Source organism: Sphingobium sp. CCH11-B1 (genome assembly GCF_001556865.1).
GTDB lineage: Bacteria > Pseudomonadota > Alphaproteobacteria > Sphingomonadales > Sphingomonadaceae > Sphingobium.
Window position 1 is genome coordinate 1 of the sequence record NZ_LSJY01000185.1, and the last position, 15,108, is coordinate 15,108.

General features: G+C 64.5%; 18 protein-coding genes and 1 pseudogene. 18 read left to right on the forward strand and 1 reads right to left on the reverse strand.

Annotated elements, in window-relative coordinates; translation table 11 throughout:
* The 9 genes and pseudogenes from AX724_RS24225 to AX724_RS18680 all read left to right on the forward strand — a co-directional run.
* Positions 1-381 (forward strand): annotated as a pseudogene (locus AX724_RS24225) (ribonuclease E/G); the annotation flags it as partial.
* 127 nt (positions 382-508) lie between these two features.
* Entirely contained in the window at positions 509-1,762 is a 1,254-nt protein-coding gene (locus tag AX724_RS18645) for a M48 family metalloprotease (RefSeq protein ID WP_066769536.1), read from the forward strand.
* A 2-nt stretch (positions 1,763-1,764) separates the two neighbouring features.
* The gene (locus AX724_RS18650; protein WP_066769484.1) at positions 1,765-2,532 is read left to right on the forward strand and encodes a DsbA family protein; all 768 of its coding nucleotides are present in this window, start codon (positions 1,765-1,767) and stop codon (positions 2,530-2,532) included.
* 153 nt (positions 2,533-2,685) lie between these two features.
* Positions 2,686-2,820 carry a 50S ribosomal protein L34 gene (gene rpmH / locus AX724_RS18655; protein ID WP_066769487.1) on the forward strand — a complete coding sequence of 45 codons (135 nt, stop codon included), beginning with the start codon at positions 2,686-2,688 and terminating at the stop codon, positions 2,818-2,820.
* Positions 2,821-2,855: 35 nt separating this feature from the next.
* Positions 2,856-3,263, forward strand: a complete 408-nt coding sequence (rnpA, locus tag AX724_RS18660) for a ribonuclease P protein component (RefSeq protein ID WP_066769539.1) — start codon at positions 2,856-2,858, stop codon at positions 3,261-3,263.
* A complete protein-coding gene (yidD, locus tag AX724_RS18665) occupies positions 3,260-3,472 on the forward strand; it encodes a membrane protein insertion efficiency factor YidD (RefSeq protein WP_066769490.1) in 213 nt (70 codons plus the stop codon). The genes rnpA and yidD overlap by 4 nt, the downstream gene beginning before the upstream one ends.
* A gap of 35 nt (positions 3,473-3,507) precedes the next feature.
* Positions 3,508-5,223 (forward strand): membrane protein insertase YidC, encoded by a 1,716-nt coding sequence (gene yidC / locus AX724_RS18670; RefSeq protein ID WP_066769496.1) that lies wholly within the window; start codon positions 3,508-3,510, stop codon positions 5,221-5,223.
* Between the two features lie 154 nt (positions 5,224-5,377).
* Positions 5,378-6,031, forward strand: a complete 654-nt coding sequence (gene yihA / locus AX724_RS18675) for a ribosome biogenesis GTP-binding protein YihA/YsxC (RefSeq protein ID WP_443018773.1) — start codon at positions 5,378-5,380, stop codon at positions 6,029-6,031.
* A gap of 10 nt (positions 6,032-6,041) precedes the next feature.
* Positions 6,042-6,344 carry an alkylphosphonate utilization protein gene (locus AX724_RS18680; protein WP_066769501.1) on the forward strand — a complete coding sequence of 101 codons (303 nt, stop codon included), beginning with the start codon at positions 6,042-6,044 and terminating at the stop codon, positions 6,342-6,344.
* A gap of 4 nt (positions 6,345-6,348) precedes the next feature.
* Here the strand turns inward: AX724_RS18680 and AX724_RS18685 are convergent, their stop codons facing one another.
* The gene (locus AX724_RS18685; RefSeq protein WP_066769504.1) at positions 6,349-6,900 is read right to left on the reverse strand and encodes a 2'-5' RNA ligase family protein; all 552 of its coding nucleotides are present in this window, start codon (positions 6,898-6,900) and stop codon (positions 6,349-6,351) included.
* Between the two features lie 127 nt (positions 6,901-7,027).
* On the opposite strand from AX724_RS18685, the gene AX724_RS18690 reads away from it, so the two are divergent.
* The 9 genes from AX724_RS18690 to AX724_RS18730 all read left to right on the forward strand — a co-directional run bounded on the left by AX724_RS18690 (position 7,028) and on the right by AX724_RS18730 (position 14,884).
* Positions 7,028-7,474 carry a pyridoxamine 5'-phosphate oxidase family protein gene (locus AX724_RS18690; RefSeq protein ID WP_066769506.1) on the forward strand — a complete coding sequence of 149 codons (447 nt, stop codon included), beginning with the start codon at positions 7,028-7,030 and terminating at the stop codon, positions 7,472-7,474.
* Positions 7,475-7,710: 236 nt separating this feature from the next.
* Entirely contained in the window at positions 7,711-8,079 is a 369-nt protein-coding gene (gene rpsM / locus AX724_RS18695; protein WP_066769509.1) for a 30S ribosomal protein S13, read from the forward strand.
* A gap of 111 nt (positions 8,080-8,190) precedes the next feature.
* Positions 8,191-8,580 (forward strand): 30S ribosomal protein S11, encoded by a 390-nt coding sequence (gene rpsK, locus AX724_RS18700; RefSeq protein ID WP_004208752.1) that lies wholly within the window; start codon positions 8,191-8,193, stop codon positions 8,578-8,580.
* 119 nt (positions 8,581-8,699) lie between these two features.
* Positions 8,700-9,764, forward strand: a complete 1,065-nt coding sequence (locus tag AX724_RS18705) for a DNA-directed RNA polymerase subunit alpha (protein ID WP_066769512.1) — start codon at positions 8,700-8,702, stop codon at positions 9,762-9,764.
* Between the two features lie 209 nt (positions 9,765-9,973).
* Positions 9,974-10,399 (forward strand): 50S ribosomal protein L17, encoded by a 426-nt coding sequence (gene rplQ, locus AX724_RS18710; RefSeq protein WP_066769515.1) that lies wholly within the window; start codon positions 9,974-9,976, stop codon positions 10,397-10,399.
* A gap of 103 nt (positions 10,400-10,502) precedes the next feature.
* Positions 10,503-12,704, forward strand: coding sequence for a prolyl oligopeptidase family serine peptidase (locus tag AX724_RS18715; protein WP_066769520.1), 2,202 nt, complete (start codon positions 10,503-10,505; stop codon positions 12,702-12,704).
* Between the two features lie 72 nt (positions 12,705-12,776).
* Positions 12,777-13,820, forward strand: a complete 1,044-nt coding sequence (locus AX724_RS18720; RefSeq protein WP_156448164.1) for a TadE/TadG family type IV pilus assembly protein — start codon at positions 12,777-12,779, stop codon at positions 13,818-13,820.
* Positions 13,807-14,313, forward strand: coding sequence for a TadE/TadG family type IV pilus assembly protein (locus tag AX724_RS18725; protein ID WP_066769524.1), 507 nt, complete (start codon positions 13,807-13,809; stop codon positions 14,311-14,313). Before AX724_RS18720 ends, AX724_RS18725 begins: the two co-directional genes overlap by 14 nt.
* A gap of 4 nt (positions 14,314-14,317) precedes the next feature.
* The gene (locus AX724_RS18730) at positions 14,318-14,884 is read left to right on the forward strand and encodes a TadE family protein (RefSeq protein ID WP_197421630.1); all 567 of its coding nucleotides are present in this window, start codon (positions 14,318-14,320) and stop codon (positions 14,882-14,884) included.
* Positions 14,885-15,108: the final 224 nt, after the last annotated feature.

The window sequence follows — 15,108 nt, forward strand, 5'->3', positions numbered from 1 at the left end:
GCCGAGCCTGCGCCCGCCGAGCCGACCGCTGAGGAAGCGCCCGCCAAGCCCAAGCGCACCCGCCGCAAGAAGGCGACGGCCGAAACCGACGCCGCCGTGGATGCGCCCGTGGATGCGCCTGCCGAAGCGGTCGCAGCCGAGGTTGCCGAAGCCGAAGCCCCCGCCAAGCCCAAGCGCGCCCGCCGCAAGAAGGCCGTGGCGAGCGACGTGGAAGGTAGCGACACCCTCATCGCGGCCGCGCCGGAAGAGTCGTCCGCCGAACCCGCGCCGCAGGCCAATGCGGATGTGGCGGTGAATGACGACGTCCCTGCCGACGCGGAAGCCGAAACGGCCGACGGAGCCCCGCGTCGCGGCTGGTGGCAGCGCACCTTCGGCCAGTAAGCCGGGCTGCTCTGTCGCGATGATCAGGCGCCGCTGCATGTCCGGTTCGACCCGGCGGGCAGCGGCGCCTTTTGTTTCCGCCGTCTTCATGGCAGGTTCAGTTGCGCGCTGGCATGGCCCTTACGCGATGGCCCGCCTATTGCAGTTCCTTGCCCTCGCGCTGGCCTCGCTGGCGCTGATGGCGCGTCCCGCCTTCGCCCAGCAGATCTTGCGCGACGCGGAAACCGAAGCCTTCATGGCCGACATGTCGGCTCCGCTGGTGAAGGCCGCCGGGATGGAGCCGCGCAATGTGCAGGTGCTGGTCATCAACGACCCGGAGATCAACGCCTTCGTTGCGGGCGGCCAATATGTGTGGGTGCATAGCGGCCTGATCGCGCAGGCCGACAATGTGAACCAGTTGCAGGGCGTGGTCGCGCACGAACTCGGCCATATCGAGGGCGGCCATATCATCCGATCGGGCGAAGGGATCAAGGAAGCGACCGGGATCACGCTCTTGAGCCTGGTGCTCGGCGCGGCGGCGATCGCCGGTGGCGCGGGCGAGGCGGGCTATCTCCACACCGCCGGGATTAGCGGCCGGGGCAGCCTGGAATTCTTCAAGAAGCTGCAGAATCAGGAATATCGCCTCGCCATTCCGCAGGACAACAGTTACGGCCGCACCCACCCCCTGTCGGGCGAGCGCATCCAGGTGCTGCGCGAAGTCTATGAGCCCGATCCGGCGTGGAACCGTCCGTCCGATCCCTATCTTGAAAAGCGGTTCGAGCGGATCAAGGCGAAACTGATCGGCTTCGCGTCCGAACCGCAGCAGACCCTCATCAAATATCCCGAAAGCGACCAGTCGATCCCCGCCCATTATGCGCGCGCCTATGCCTGGCACAAAAGCGCCTATCCCGACCGGGCGCTGGCGGAGACCGACGCGCTGCTCGCCGCGCTGCCCCACGACCCCTATTTTCTGGAGCTGAAGGGCCAGATCCTGCTGGAAAGCGGCAAGCCCAAGGAGGCGATCGCGCCGCTGCGCGAGGCGGTGAAGCTCACCAACCAGCCGCTCATCTCCACCCTGCTCGCCCATGCGCTTATCGCCAGCGAGGATGAGGCGAATTTCGCGGAGGCCGAACAGGTGCTGCGCCTTGCCGTGCAGCGCGACCGGGAAAACCCCTTTGCCTGGTATCAGCTTGGCGTCGTCTATGAACGGCGCGGCGACACGCCCCGCGCGGCGCTCGCCACGGCGGAACGCTATTCGATGATCGGGCAGGACCAGATGGCGCTGCGCAGCGCGGACGCCGCGATGCAGGGATTGAAGCCCGGCACGGTTGACTATCTGCGGGCGCAGGATATCGCCATGGTCTCGCGCGCGGCGATCGAGCAGCAGCGGAAGAAACGATAAAGATGACCGATCAGAACCGGCCGAGCTTTCGCGCCGCCCTTTCCAACAGGACCATGCAGATGACCCTTGGCGGTTTCGCCTTCCTCGCGGCCGCCGCCGGCGCCGCCCTTGCCGTCCAGGCGCCCGCCGCCGTCAGCCCGACCGACAAGGCCGCGATCGAAAGAATAGTCCACGACTATATATTGGAGCATCCCGAAATCATCCCGCAGGCGGTGGAAAAGCTGCAGGCGAAACGGATGTCGAGCACGATCGAGAGCAGCCGCAGCGCGATCGAGAAGCCCTATGCCGGGGCGTGGGAAGGCGCGCCGAACGCGGACGTCACCGTGGTCGAATTCTTCGACTATGCCTGCGGCTATTGCCGCGCCTCGCTGCCCGATCTGGCGAAGCTGGTGGGATCGGACGCGAAGGTGAAGATCGTCTATCGCGAACTGCCCATCCTGTCCGACGAAAGCGGGGACGCGGCCAAGGTGTCGCTGCTCGCCGCCGAGCGCGGCCAATATATGGCCTATCACAAGGCGCTCTACGGCGCGGGCAAGGTGACGCGCGACACCATCGTCGCCGCCGCCGCGCGCGCCGGCATCACCAAGTCGGAAGCGGAAGCCGCGATCGCGTCCAGCAAATATGACGCCGAAATCGCGTCCAACATCGCGCTTGCGCAGAAATTGCAGGCGAGCGGCACGCCCACCTTTGTCATCGGCGACCAGGTGCTGAACGGCGCGGTCGGCTACGACGCCCTCAAGGAAGGCGTGGCGAGCGCGCGCGGCAAGTAAGCGGCAAGTAATCCGCCCCTTGGGGTGCGCGCTTCCGCCATTGACTTCCCCCGGCCCTTTCCGTATCGGACGCCCCCTGACCCGAGCGGCCGCTGCACAAGCGGCCCTTTTTCGTCACGCCCGATTCTTGTTATTTGTCTTGAGGAATGAACGATGAAGCGCACCTTTCAGCCGAGCAATCTGGTTCGGAAGCGCCGTCACGGTTTCCGCGCCCGCATGGCGACGCCCGGCGGCCGCAACGTGATTCGCGCCCGCCGCGCGCGCGGCCGCAAGAGCCTGAGCGCCTGATTTCATCGCCGGAAAAGCCTGCCGCGCCGGCCATGATGGTCCGGCGCGCGGATTTTCTGGCGGCCAATCGCGGACGTCGCGCCCCCATGCCGGGCTTTGTCCTGCTGGTGCGTGAGCGCGGCGACGGCGATCCGGCGATGCGCTATGGCATCACGGTGACCAAGAAAGTGGGCGGCGCTGTCATCCGCAACCGGATGAAGCGCCGTTTTCGCGTCCTGGTGCGCGAATTGCTGCCGATCCACGGCATTGCCGGGGCGGATCATGTGCTCATCGGCCGCGATGGCGGGATCGAGCGCGATTTTTCCCGGTTGCGGGACGAACTTGGCAGGGCGCTGGTCAAAGTCATGAGCCGCGAGCCGGGTGCACCGCGCGATTCGCGACCCCATCACGGCCGGGGACGCGGCCCCGCGGCAGCTCAAGCGCCCGCCGGCCCAAGGCCATGATCGGCCGCCTTCTCATCCTGCTGGCGCGCGGCTGGCAACTGGGTCCATCGCGCATCCTGCCCCCCACCTGCCGCTACGCGCCCTCCTGTTCGGAATATGCAATTCAGGCGGTGCGCAAATATGGCGCGATCAAGGGTAGCTGGCTGGGGTTCAAGCGGCTAATGCGATGCCATCCATGGGGCGGCTCGGGCTACGATCCGGTTCCCTGACAGACAAGATCACCAGACGGCGGAGCCGAACAGACGTGGACGACAAGAAGAATATCATCCTGGCGGTGCTGCTGACCGCGGCGATCCTGTTCGGCTGGCCCTATGTGTCGCGCTATGTCTTCCCGGCCGCAAACCCGCCCGTGACGAAGATCGAGGGCGGCAAGACGACCCCCGTCGCCGCGCCCGGCACCGACGCCGCCGATGGCCCGGTCGTGATCCGCGACCGGGCGGCGGTGCTGCGCGAAAGCCCGCGCATCCCCATCCGCACGCCGCGCCTTTCCGGCTCGATCAACCTCAAGGGCGCGCGCATCGACGACATCGTGCTGCCGACCTACAAGGAAACGATCGCCAAGGATTCGCCCGACGTCCGCCTCTACAGCCCGTCGGGTACGCAGGACGCCTATTTCGCGGGCTTCGGCTGGCAGGGCGAAGGACTCAAGACCCCGAACAAGGACACGGTCTGGACCGCGAGCGGCAAGGAACTGACCCCCAACAGCCCGGTCACCCTGAGCTGGAACAATGGCGCGGGCCAGCTGTTCGAAATCCGTCTTTCGGTCGACCAGAATTACATGATCACCGCCGCGCAGAAGCTGTCGAACAGCGGCGCGGGCGCGGTCGGCGTAAAGCCCTATGCCTATATCAGCCGTCTCGGCATCCCCAAGGATCCCGACACCTGGACCATCCATGTGGGGCCGATGGGCGTGTTCAACGGGGCGGCCAATTATGACGTGAACTACAAGGATCTGGACAAGGGCCCCTCGACCCAGAGCTTCCAGTCCAAGGGCGGCTGGATCGGCTTTACGGACAAATATTGGCTGTCCGCCCTCGTGCCCGCCGCCGACGCCGACTTCGCCGGCCAGTTCCGCAAGGGCGCGGGCACGCAATATCAGGCCGACGCCGCCCTTTCCCAGACGATGGTCGCACCGGGCAAGGCCGCGACGCAGACGCTGCGCCTGTTCGTGGGCGCAAAGGAAGTGAAGACGCTCGAAGCCTATCAGGACGCGCCGGGCGGACTTGGCGTTCCCCTGTTCGACCGGGCGATCGACTGGGGCTGGTTCTACTGGTTCGAAAAGCCGATCTTCGCGCTGCTCCACTGGCTGTTCGAACATATCGGCAATTTCGGCGTCGCCATCATCTGCCTGACCTTCGTGGTCCGCGCCCTGATGTTCCCCGTCGCCCAGCGCCAGTTCGCCAGCATGGCGGCGATGCGCGCGGTGCAGCCAAAGATGAAGGCGCTGCAGGAGAAATATAAGGACGACAAGCAGCAGCTTCAGATCAAGATGATGGAGCTGTACAAGGCCGAGAAGGTGAACCCCCTCGCCGGCTGCCTGCCCATCTTCATCCAGATCCCGATCTTCTTCGCCCTCTACAAGGTGCTGCAGCTGACGATCGAGATGCGGCACCAGCCCTTCGTGCTGTGGATCAAGGATCTGTCCGCGCCCGACCCGCTGCATATCCTCAACCTGTTCGGCCTGCTGCCCTTCACGCCCCCGTCATTCCTGGCGATCGGCGTGCTGGCGCTGCTGCTCGGCATTTCCATGTATTTCCAGTTCAAGCTCAACCCGGCGCAGATGGACCCGATGCAGCAGCAGGTCTTTTCGATCATGCCGTGGATGATGATGTTCATCATGGCGCCCTTTGCCGCGGGCCTGCTGGTTTACTGGATCACCAACAACTGCCTGTCGATGGCGCAGCAATGGTGGCTCTATCGCCGTCACCCCGTGCTGAACACCGCGGCGACAGCGAAATAAGGGGCGTAACCGCTCGTGCTGAAGAGGGACTGAGCAAAGTCGAAGTCCCGCGTCGAAGCATGGCGACATCCCCTTCGATATTTGCGCAGGAGGACCATCCCCGGATCGTTCTCCTGCTCGACTTCGCTCAGCGGCTATCCAGGGCGAACGGAGAATGAGTGTGACCGACCAACCCGACCCCGATCTCATGGAGGAAGCGCGCAAGCTCTTCGCGGGGCATATCGCCTTCCTGAAGTCCGCCCCGGACCTTAAGTTCCTGCCCGACATGGCGGTGAACGAAGTCGCCTTCGCCGGCCGCTCCAATGTCGGCAAAAGCTCGCTGCTGAACGCGCTTACCAGCCGCAATGGCCTGGCGCGCACGTCCAACACGCCCGGCCGTACGCAGGAACTCAATTTCTTCGACGTGGGCGATCCGCTCCGCTTCCGCCTCGTCGACATGCCGGGCTATGGCTATGCGAAGGCGCCGCGCGACATGGTGAAGAAGTGGCGCTTCCTGGTGAACGACTATCTGCGCGGGCGGGCGGCGCTCAAGCGCACGCTGGTCCTGATCGACAGCCGCCACGGGATCAAGGATGTCGACAACGACATGCTCGACATGCTCGACGCCGCCGCCGTCAGCTATCGCATCGTCCTCACCAAGACCGACAAGATCAAGGCGAGCGCCCTTGCCGCCGTGACCGCCGCCACCGCCGACGCGATCCGCAAGCGGCCCGCCGCCCATCCCGACATCATCGCGACGTCGAGCGAAAAGGGCATGGGCCTCCCCGAACTACGCGCCGCCGTGCTCGAAAGCGTGACGCAAGGCTGAAGGAAAAGCGATGAGCGACGACGCCTATGTCTATGACGAAGCGAGTGGCGAATGGATCAGCGCGGCCGATGCCGCATCGCGAACCGCGTCCCCGGACAGGGTCGAGGTGCGGGACGCGGTCGGCAACCTGCTGGCGGACGGCGATCAGGTGACGCTCATCAAGGATCTGACCGTCAAGGGCGCGGGCCAGACGCTCAAGCGGGGCACGCTCATCAAGTCGATCCGGCTGACCGGCGACAGCCAGGAAATCGACTGCCGCTATGACGGCATCAAGGGGCTGGTGCTGCGCGCGGAATTCGTCCGCAAGCGCTGACCCGTCACAGCAGCCGATATTGCCGGTCTCCCGTCAGCGGCCAGCGCCCGACGATCTCATGCCTGGTGCGGCCGACATGGCTGCAGATCAGCACCACCTCCTCCACCCGCCAGCCAAAGCCGGGCACTGGCCGCTGATCCGGGCGGCCGTCGCGGTAGAACAGCGTCTGGTGCGGGCTGAAGGTCCAGCCGGGCCGCGTGGTCGCGTCGGCATTCTGCATCGCGCGGATGATCTCCTGTCGAAGGGCCGTGAGGCCCGGCACGGCGTGCGCCGGCCTCAGCGCCGCGGACCGCCCGCCGATGCTGAGCCGGTCGAGCGTCAGGTCGAACGGCTCGGCGCGGATGCCCGCGCCTGCCCGGCGCAGTGCCTTGATACGCTCATAGGGATAGACGGGCGCGTCCGTGGTGATGCCGAGCGTGATATGCTGGTGGCCGGTGGGAACGCGGTCCGCCGTCGGATCAAGGGCATCCGCGAAATGATCGATCTGCCGCGCGACGCGCTCCGGCGGCTTGATGGCGTAAAAGGCCCGGTAGAGGGGCTGAAGGCGACTATGCATGGCGACATCCTCCGACTCGAGCGATATTGTTCATGTTATGTTCTTATCCTTCCGCTGTCGAATCCCTTTGGCGGAACCCGACTCGCCCTGTCCTGCGTTGGGGACGAATAGTGGAAAGGAGACGCGCATGACGCAGCACACCCTCGCCAGCCTGGCGGAAAAGATGCAGCAGATCGACTTTGCGATGCTGTCCACGCACACCGACGGCGGGCATATCGGCGCCCGCCCGATGAGCAACAACCATGACGTCGCCCATGGCGGCGATTCCTTCTATTTCACGACCGAGGACACGCTGATGGTCCGCGATATAGAACGCGACCCCCGCGTCAGCCTGTCCTTCCATGGCAAGAGCGGCCTGTTCGGCCAGCGGCCTCTGTTCATCGCGCTGGAAGGCCACGCCGACCTGATCCGCGACCGGAGCCGGTTCGACGATCATTGGAACCCGGACCTGGAGGCCTGGTTCGAGCAGGGCGCCGACACGCCGGGCCTGGTGATGATCCACGTCCATGCCGAACGCGCCCATTATTGGGATGGACAGGATGAGGGCGAACTGGAGATCGACCTGATGCACTGACGCATCCTGCTGCTCCAGCGGACGGGTCGCCGCAGGGCGATTGACACATTTCCGGCGACTCGCTATTGGCGGCCCTCCCCAAGACGCTGGCGAGCGGCGGTGCTTCCTGCACCGGCCGTCTTTTTTGCGTCCGGGGGGACATGAATTTGGCCGTTTTTCCATGCCAAGGAAGCCCGGTCCTGACGCTTTGAGATAGGGCGGCCCGTCCGCCCTGTGGAGCAGGAGAAAAGATTACCATGGCACGTATCGCGGGTGTCAACATCCCGACCAACAAGCGCGTGATCATCGCGCTCACCTACATTCACGGCATCGGCCGCAAGACCGCCGTCGACATCGCTGATAAGCTGGGCATCGACCATGGTCGCCGCGTCCAGGACCTGTCGGACGCCGAAGTCCTGCAGATCCGCGAGACCATCGACGCCGACCTGACCGTCGAAGGCGACCTGCGCCGCGAAACGGCGATGAACATCAAGCGCCTGATGGACCTGGCCTGCTATCGCGGCCTGCGTCATCGCAAGGGCCTGCCGGTCCGTGGCCAGCGCACGCACACCAATGCGCGCACCCGCAAGGGCAAGGCGAAGCCGATCGCTGGCAAGAAGAAGTAAGTAAGGCGCCCGGAAACAGTCCGGGGGACTGTTTTCAGCCTTACTCCGCCGGAGGCAGCCCTCCTTGGGCACAGCCTAGGCTTAGCAGATTTTGTAGGAAGAGCAGAAAAAATGGCACGCGAACCCCAGCGCATCAAGCGGCGCGAGCGCAAGAACATCTCGGCCGGCGTCGCGCACGTCAACGCCAGCTTCAACAACACGATGGTGACCATCACCGACGCCCAGGGCAATGCGATCAGCTGGTCCTCGGCCGGCATGATGGGCTTCAAGGGCAGCCGCAAGTCGACCCCGTACGCCGCTCAGGTGTGCGCGGAAGATGCGGGCCGCAAGGCCGCCGAACATGGCGTGCGCACACTGGAAGTCGAAGTGAAGGGCCCCGGTTCGGGCCGCGAATCGGCCCTGCGCGCGCTGCAGGCCGTGGGCTTCCACATCACCTCCATCCGCGACGTGACGCCGATCCCGCACAACGGCGTCCGTCCGTCCAAGCGCCGCCGCGTCTAACAGCGCACAGCGCGTGTTTCGGGGCGGCGGACGCGTCGCCCTTTGCCCGTTTGCATCGCCGGAACGTCCTGTCGGGTGCAGGATAAACAAGCGTTCCGGCCCATCCCCAGGGGAAATACATGACTGTCAACATGAAGAACTGGCAGGAATTGAAGAAGCCCAGCAGCCTCGAGATCAAGGCTTCGGGCGACGGTCGGCGCAAGGCCACCTTCGTCGCCGAGCCGCTGGAGCGCGGCTTCGGCCTGACGCTCGGCAACGCGCTGCGCCGGGTTCTTCTGTCCTCGCTTCAGGGCGCGGCGGTCACCTCGATCAAGATCGAGAACGTCCTGCATGAATTTTCGTCGCTCGCCGGCGTGCGCGAAGACGTGACCGACATCGTCCTCAACATCAAGCAGGTCGCGCTGAAGATGGAAGGCGAAGGCCCCAAGCGCCTTCAGCTTTCCGCCACCGGCCCGGCCGTGGTGAAGGCTGGCGACATCAGCGTCGTGGGCGACATCGAAGTGATGAACCCGGACCTGGTGATCTGCCACCTGGACCAGGGCGCGACGCTCAACATGGAACTGACCGCCGACGTCGGCAAGGGCTATGTCCCCGCCGTCGCCAACCGTCCGGCCGATGCGCCGATCGGCCTCATCCCGGTCGATGCGCTTTACTCGCCCGTGCGCCAGGTCGCCTACAAGGTGGACAATACCCGCGTCGGCCAGGAACTGGACTATGACAAGCTGTCGCTGACCGTCGAAACCGACGGCACCGTCACGCCGGAAGACGCGGTCGCCTATGCCGCGCGCATCCTGCAGGACCAGCTCCAGCTGTTCGTCCACTTCGAGGACGCGCTGCCCGCCGCTGGCCCTTCGGCCACCCATGCCGCGGCCGCCGCGTCTTCGGAAGGCGAGAGCGACACCAACCAGATCAACCGCTACCTGCTCAAGAAGGTGGACGAACTGGAACTGTCGGTCCGCTCGGCCAACTGCCTCAAGAACGACAACATCATCTATATCGGCGACCTGGTCCAGAAGACCGAGGCCGAGATGCTGCGCACCCCCAATTTCGGCCGCAAGTCGCTGAACGAAATCAAGGAAGTGCTGTCGTCCATGGGCCTGCGCCTGGGCATGGACATCCCCGGCTGGCCGCCGGAGAATATCGAGGAAATGGCCAAGAAGCTCGAACAGGAGCTGCTGGGCTAAGTCGGAGCGAGCCGCGCAGCGCAGCAGCGCGGCGGTTCGCAACGCGAACGCGAACGACCGGCCAGCGATGCGCAGCATCGACTGACGTCACGGGATTTACTCCCGTGACGGTTACCGGACGGCTCGGGAAGGTGAATGGGCGACGACCTCCAACGGTCGCCTGGTCTGGGGTACCTGAAACGGCCCCTTAACGAACGAAGGAAAGACATATGCGTCACAAGGTTGGTCATCGTAAGCTTCAGCGCAGCGCCGGTCACCGCACCGCCCTGCTCCGCAACCTGGCGGCCTCGCTCATCAAGCATGAGCAGATCCTGACCGGCACTGCCAAGGCGAAGGAACTGCGCCCCTACGTCGAAAAGCTGATCACCCTCGCCAAGAAGGGTGGCCTGTCCAACCGTCGCCTGGCCCAGTCGCGCCTGCAGGACGACGCCCAGCTCACCAAGCTGTTCGATGTCCTGGCCGAGCGCTACAAGGATCGCGACGGCGGCTACACCCGCGTCATCAAGGCCGGCTTCCGCGCATCGGACGCTGCGCCGGTCGCGATCATCGAACTGGTCGACCGCGACGTCACCGCCAAGGGTCAGGACAGCGGTCCGGTCCAGGGCGCCGACGCGGACGAGCTGGAAGACGCCTGATCCGAACCGGTCCTGCGTCGCGGGACTGGACGCTTTACCGACAGGCCGCGGCTCATTAGAGCTGCGGCCTGTTCGCTTTTGATAAGAGTTAAAAGACAAGAGGATGCGCGCCGCCCCGTTCCTGCCGCTGCTGCTGGCGGTGACCTGCCTCGCCCTCTCCGGCCCTGCCCGCGCCCTCGCCGCGCCGGACAATGCCGTCATTGACGCAGGCGGGGGCCGCAATGGCGCGCTCGCCTATCCCGCCACCCCACGGCAGGATCTGGTCGAGGATCATTTCGGCGTAAAGGTCGCCGATCCCTATCGCTGGCTGGAAAACGACCTGCGCGCCGACCCGGCGGTGGCCGATTGGGTAGGGCGGGAAAATGCGCTCACCCGCCGCTATGTCGATGCGCTGCCCGGCCGCGACGCGCTCAAGGCGCGCATGCAGGCGCTGCTGTCACACGGTCGCTACATGCTGCCGCGCAAGGCGGGCGGCCGCTATTTCTACGGCTATAACAAGGGGCTTCAGAACCAGACGCCGCTTTATGTCCGCGACGGGCTGGACGGGCGCCAGCGCCTGTTGCTCGATCCCAACGACTGGGCGAAGGACGGCGGGCTGGCGCTGGCCGAATGGGCGCCCTCGCCGGATGGCCGCCGCCTCGCCTATGCGGTGCAGGAAGCCGGCAGCGACTGGCGCACGCTGCGCCTGCTGGACGTCGACAGCGGCCGGACGCTCGACGATGAACTGCGCTGGGTCAAATTCTCCCAGATCGCCTGGGACGGCCGCAGCGAGGGCTTCTTCTATTCCCGTTTCCCCGCGCCGGAAGAGGGCGAAGCCTATCGGTCCGCCAACCGGGACCAGCAGCTTTATTATCACCGCATCGGCACGCCCCAGTCGCAGGACCAGCTGATCTACGCCACGCCCGACCGGCCGGGGCTCAGCCATCAGGCACAGGTGACGAGCGATGGCCGCTGGCTCGTCATCAGCAGTTTCGAGGGCATCGACCCCCGCCGCGAGGTCCATGTCGCTGAACTCACCGGCGGCGCGGTCCGCCCGCGTCTGTTGGTCAGGGGACCGGAGAACGACTGGCGGCTGATCGGCAGCCGGGGCACCACCCTTTACTTCGTCACCGACTTTCACGCGCCCACCCTGAGCGTGGTGACGCTGGACGCGGCCCACCCGCGCCGGCGGCCCAGGCCGCTGATCGGCGAACGCAAGGAGACGCTGGCGGGCGGATCGCTGGTCGGCAACCGCCTGATCCTCGCCTATATGAGCGACGCGCAGACGGTCGCGGAACTGGTGGAGCTGGACGGGCGCAAGGTCGGCGACGTGCCGCTGCCCGGCTATGGCACGGCGGCCGGGTTCTCCGGGCGCGACGGCGATCCCGAAACCTTCTTCAGCTTTTCCGGCTTCGTCACGCCCGCCAGCATCTATCGCTTCGACACCGCGACCCGGCAGAGCCAGCTCTTCGCCGAGCCCGACCTGCCCTTCGACCCGGACGATTACGGGGTGGAGCAGCGCGCCTATCCGTCGAAGGACGGGACGATGATCCCCATCACCATCCTGCGCAAGAAGGCGCTGGCCGACCGGGCGGTGGCAGCGCCGACCATCCTCTACGGCTATGGCGGGTTCAACATCTCCCTGACGCCCGGCTATTCGGCGACGCGCATGGCGTGGCTGGAACAGGGGGGCGTCTATGCCATTGCCAACCTGCGCGGCGGCGGCGAGTTCGGCAAGGCCTGGCATGAGGCCGGGCGCGGCGCGAACAAGCAGAATGTGTTCGACGATTTCATCGCGGCGGGCGAATGGCTGAAGGCCAATGGCTTCACCCCGCAGGACGGGCTGGCGATCGAGGGCCGCTCCAATGGCGGGCTGCTTGTCGGCGCTGTCGTCAACCAGCGGCCCGACCTGTTCCAGGCCGCGTTGCCGGCGGTGGGGGTCATGGACATGCTGCGCTTCGACCGCTTCACCGCCGGCCGATACTGGGTGGACGATTATGGATCGCCCGACAATCCTCGCGACTTTCCCCTGCTCTACGCCTATTCGCCCTACCATAATATATTGGCGGGCAAGGATTATCCCGCGATCCTCGTCACCACGGCCGACACCGACGACCGGGTCGTGCCGGCGCACAGCTTCAAATATGCCGCCGCGCTCCAGGCCGTCGACCTGGGCGCGCGGCCCCGGCTGCTGCGCGTGGAAACGCGGGCCGGCCATGGCACAGGCAAGCCGATCGACAAGCTGATCGAGGAGATGGCCGACAGCTATGCCTTCGCTGCAAAATTCACGGGGCTGAAGCTGGGCACCCCGGCGTTCGGCCACTGAACCAGCCCCGGTAATCCAATTTTTATTAACATCGGTTATGAAGCTGCTTCGATATTGTAACTGGTGATCGTCGTGGCTGTAAAACTGTGGTGGGGATCGAAGGCGGCGCATGCGCGCTTGCTGACCGTTGGGACCGATCAGCGGGGCGGCATATTGCTGATGACCGCCATCGCCTTGCCCGCCATTCTGATACTGACGCTTGGTGGCGCCACGATCATGATGGCGCTTGCCCGCAAGGCGGAACTGCAAAATATAGCCGAAACCGCCTGCAACCGTGGCCTCAAGCCGTCGCGCACCAATGTGTATGACGACTCGGCCCGCAAATCCTATGCCGAAAAGCTGTTCGACTCGTTGGCGCAGGACCGTGGTTTTGCCATCACGTCGCGCACCGTGGTCGAGGATTTCAATTCGGGGTCGGTGTCCGCGGTCGCGACCATTCCTGCGCTGCAGTTTTTCGGCAACCCCGGAAAGACGATGACGGTTCACGTGTCGGCCAGCTGTCAGGGCATCCCGCCTTATCCTGCCAAGAACAGCGTGATCCTGTCCTCGCAATTCACGCGCCCGACCACCCAGCCCCTGCTACAGCTCAACCAGACATGGGCGGTATTCAAACCGCAGGATTATGGCTGGGACTATGGCACCGGGCCGGGCGTGGAAATTCAGGACTGGTCGAATAACAACTATGGCGCCCTTCCGGCCAACGCGAAGAATAATTATGTCGTCGAACTGGACAGCCATTCCAATAACGGCGGCCCCACGAACAGCAGCATGACCAAGAGGGTCGAACTGCACCGGGGCACATATCAGTTTTCATTTTGGTATTACGGGCGCATCAACGACACCGGCAGCAACACCATTTCCGTCTATCTGACTGGCGTTCGCCCCGTGTCCCCCACGGTAAAGAAGCTGACCATATCCGAGCCGGCCAGCAAGGGGTGGATCTGCGCGGTGTTCGAATTTCCCGTCGATCTCTACTCCATCTACGACCTGACTATTGCAGCGGAAGGGAAGGACGACACCTATGGCGGCAATTTCAACTCGCTGCAGTTGAAATATGTGAAGCGACCGTCTGAAACCTATCCCAGCGACGTGGCACCGGCCAATGACTGTTCTTGATCGCGTCCGGCGCAACCGGCGCGGCGCGGCCATTCCCGAATTCGCCCTGCTGTTGCCGATCTATATCGTCTTGCTGCTGATGTTCTTCGAGCTTGGGTTCGTTGCTCTGTACCAATCGTCGATGTCGTCGGCATCCGACGCGGTTGCGCGCTATTTACGGGACCAGCGGGTGCAGAAGTTGATCCCGACGACGGTCGGGATGCGCGACGCGGCGTGCAATGCGCCCAAACTGGTGAGCATCAGTTGCGATGCGGCGGTCATGAAGATCGCTCTCTATGATGCCACCAATCTGGTGTCCAATCCCGTCACTCCGCCCGTGATCATCGACAATCTGGCGCCAGCGGTGCTGACGAACGACGCCTATATCGTCGCGATGGGCTATGAATGGTCCAGCCCGTGGCCGACGGCGCGATTGATCCTGCCTACGTCCGGCGGTCGTACCCAAGTTCAGATATTCAACTACGCTCTGCTCGCGGAAAGACCGATGGACTGAGATGATGAAGTCGAACATCGCCAAAAAAATGGGCCTGAAGGCGGATCATCGCGGCGTCGCGGCGGTCGAGTTTGCGCTCGCCTTGCCACTGCTGATGATCCTCTTCTGCTTCGTGCTGGAAGTCACGCGCCTGTGGCTTGAAAAGAGGGCGTTTGAAAACGCCTTTATCGGGGTGACGCGCATGGCTTCCCGCTACCCGGAATATGATTCGCGCGTGCGGGCCTATGCGCCCATTCTGGCTGACGCGATGATGCCGGGGAACGGGAGTTCCAATATCAACATGAGCATCGAAAGCTATGTGAAGACGAACGGCGCTTTGCAGACTCAAATGAGCCGAAAGACGCTGCTGGGGTCTGGCACGACCATTCTCTCCACCGGCCATATCTCCGCCGCCGATTACTCACCCAATGAATCGATCATCTTCACGACGGCGTCCTATCAATATCAGCCTCTGTTTTCGGCCATATTGGGGCGTTCGATCACATTTGAAAAATATTTCGTCACCCTTCCCTTCTTCTCCCAGTCCTATGTCTACAACGCCCAGACGTCGCCCGACATCTACGTGTACTAAGCGGTGGATTTGAAAAACAAGCCATATCCCCGTTCAGCCGCTGGACAGCCACGCGGCGCTAAGGGTTTTGCCTGCAGGAGGAACGCGCATGATCGGGACCAAGGCACGCTGGATGACCGGAGCGCTGGTGAGCGCGGGCCTGATGGCAGGCAGCATCGGCGCGGCGCAGGCGCAACCCCGCTACGGCTATGGCCATGGCTGGGATCGGGGGGGCTGGGATCGGG

Coding starts and splice junctions, on each gene's coding strand:
- AX724_RS18645 (WP_066769536.1), top strand. CDS start 509: ATGGCCCGCCTATTGCAGTTCCTTGCCCTCGCGCTGGCCTCGCTGGCG.
- AX724_RS18650 (WP_066769484.1), top strand. CDS start 1,765: ATGACCGATCAGAACCGGCCGAGCTTTCGCGCCGCCCTTTCCAACAGG.
- rpmH (WP_066769487.1), top strand. CDS start 2,686: ATGAAGCGCACCTTTCAGCCGAGCAATCTGGTTCGGAAGCGCCGTCAC.
- rnpA (WP_066769539.1), top strand. CDS start 2,856: ATGGTCCGGCGCGCGGATTTTCTGGCGGCCAATCGCGGACGTCGCGCC.
- yidD (WP_066769490.1), top strand. CDS start 3,260: ATGATCGGCCGCCTTCTCATCCTGCTGGCGCGCGGCTGGCAACTGGGT.
- yihA (WP_443018773.1), top strand. CDS start 5,378: ATGAGTGTGACCGACCAACCCGACCCCGATCTCATGGAGGAAGCGCGC.
- AX724_RS18680 (WP_066769501.1), top strand. CDS start 6,042: ATGAGCGACGACGCCTATGTCTATGACGAAGCGAGTGGCGAATGGATC.
- AX724_RS18685 (WP_066769504.1), bottom strand. CDS start 6,900: ATGCATAGTCGCCTTCAGCCCCTCTACCGGGCCTTTTACGCCATCAAG.
- AX724_RS18690 (WP_066769506.1), top strand. CDS start 7,028: ATGACGCAGCACACCCTCGCCAGCCTGGCGGAAAAGATGCAGCAGATC.
- rpsM (WP_066769509.1), top strand. CDS start 7,711: ATGGCACGTATCGCGGGTGTCAACATCCCGACCAACAAGCGCGTGATC.
- rpsK (WP_004208752.1), top strand. CDS start 8,191: ATGGCACGCGAACCCCAGCGCATCAAGCGGCGCGAGCGCAAGAACATC.
- AX724_RS18705 (WP_066769512.1), top strand. CDS start 8,700: ATGACTGTCAACATGAAGAACTGGCAGGAATTGAAGAAGCCCAGCAGC.
- rplQ (WP_066769515.1), top strand. CDS start 9,974: ATGCGTCACAAGGTTGGTCATCGTAAGCTTCAGCGCAGCGCCGGTCAC.
- AX724_RS18715 (WP_066769520.1), top strand. CDS start 10,503: ATGCGCGCCGCCCCGTTCCTGCCGCTGCTGCTGGCGGTGACCTGCCTC.
- AX724_RS18725 (WP_066769524.1), top strand. CDS start 13,807: ATGACTGTTCTTGATCGCGTCCGGCGCAACCGGCGCGGCGCGGCCATT.
- AX724_RS18730 (WP_197421630.1), top strand. CDS start 14,318: ATGAAGTCGAACATCGCCAAAAAAATGGGCCTGAAGGCGGATCATCGC.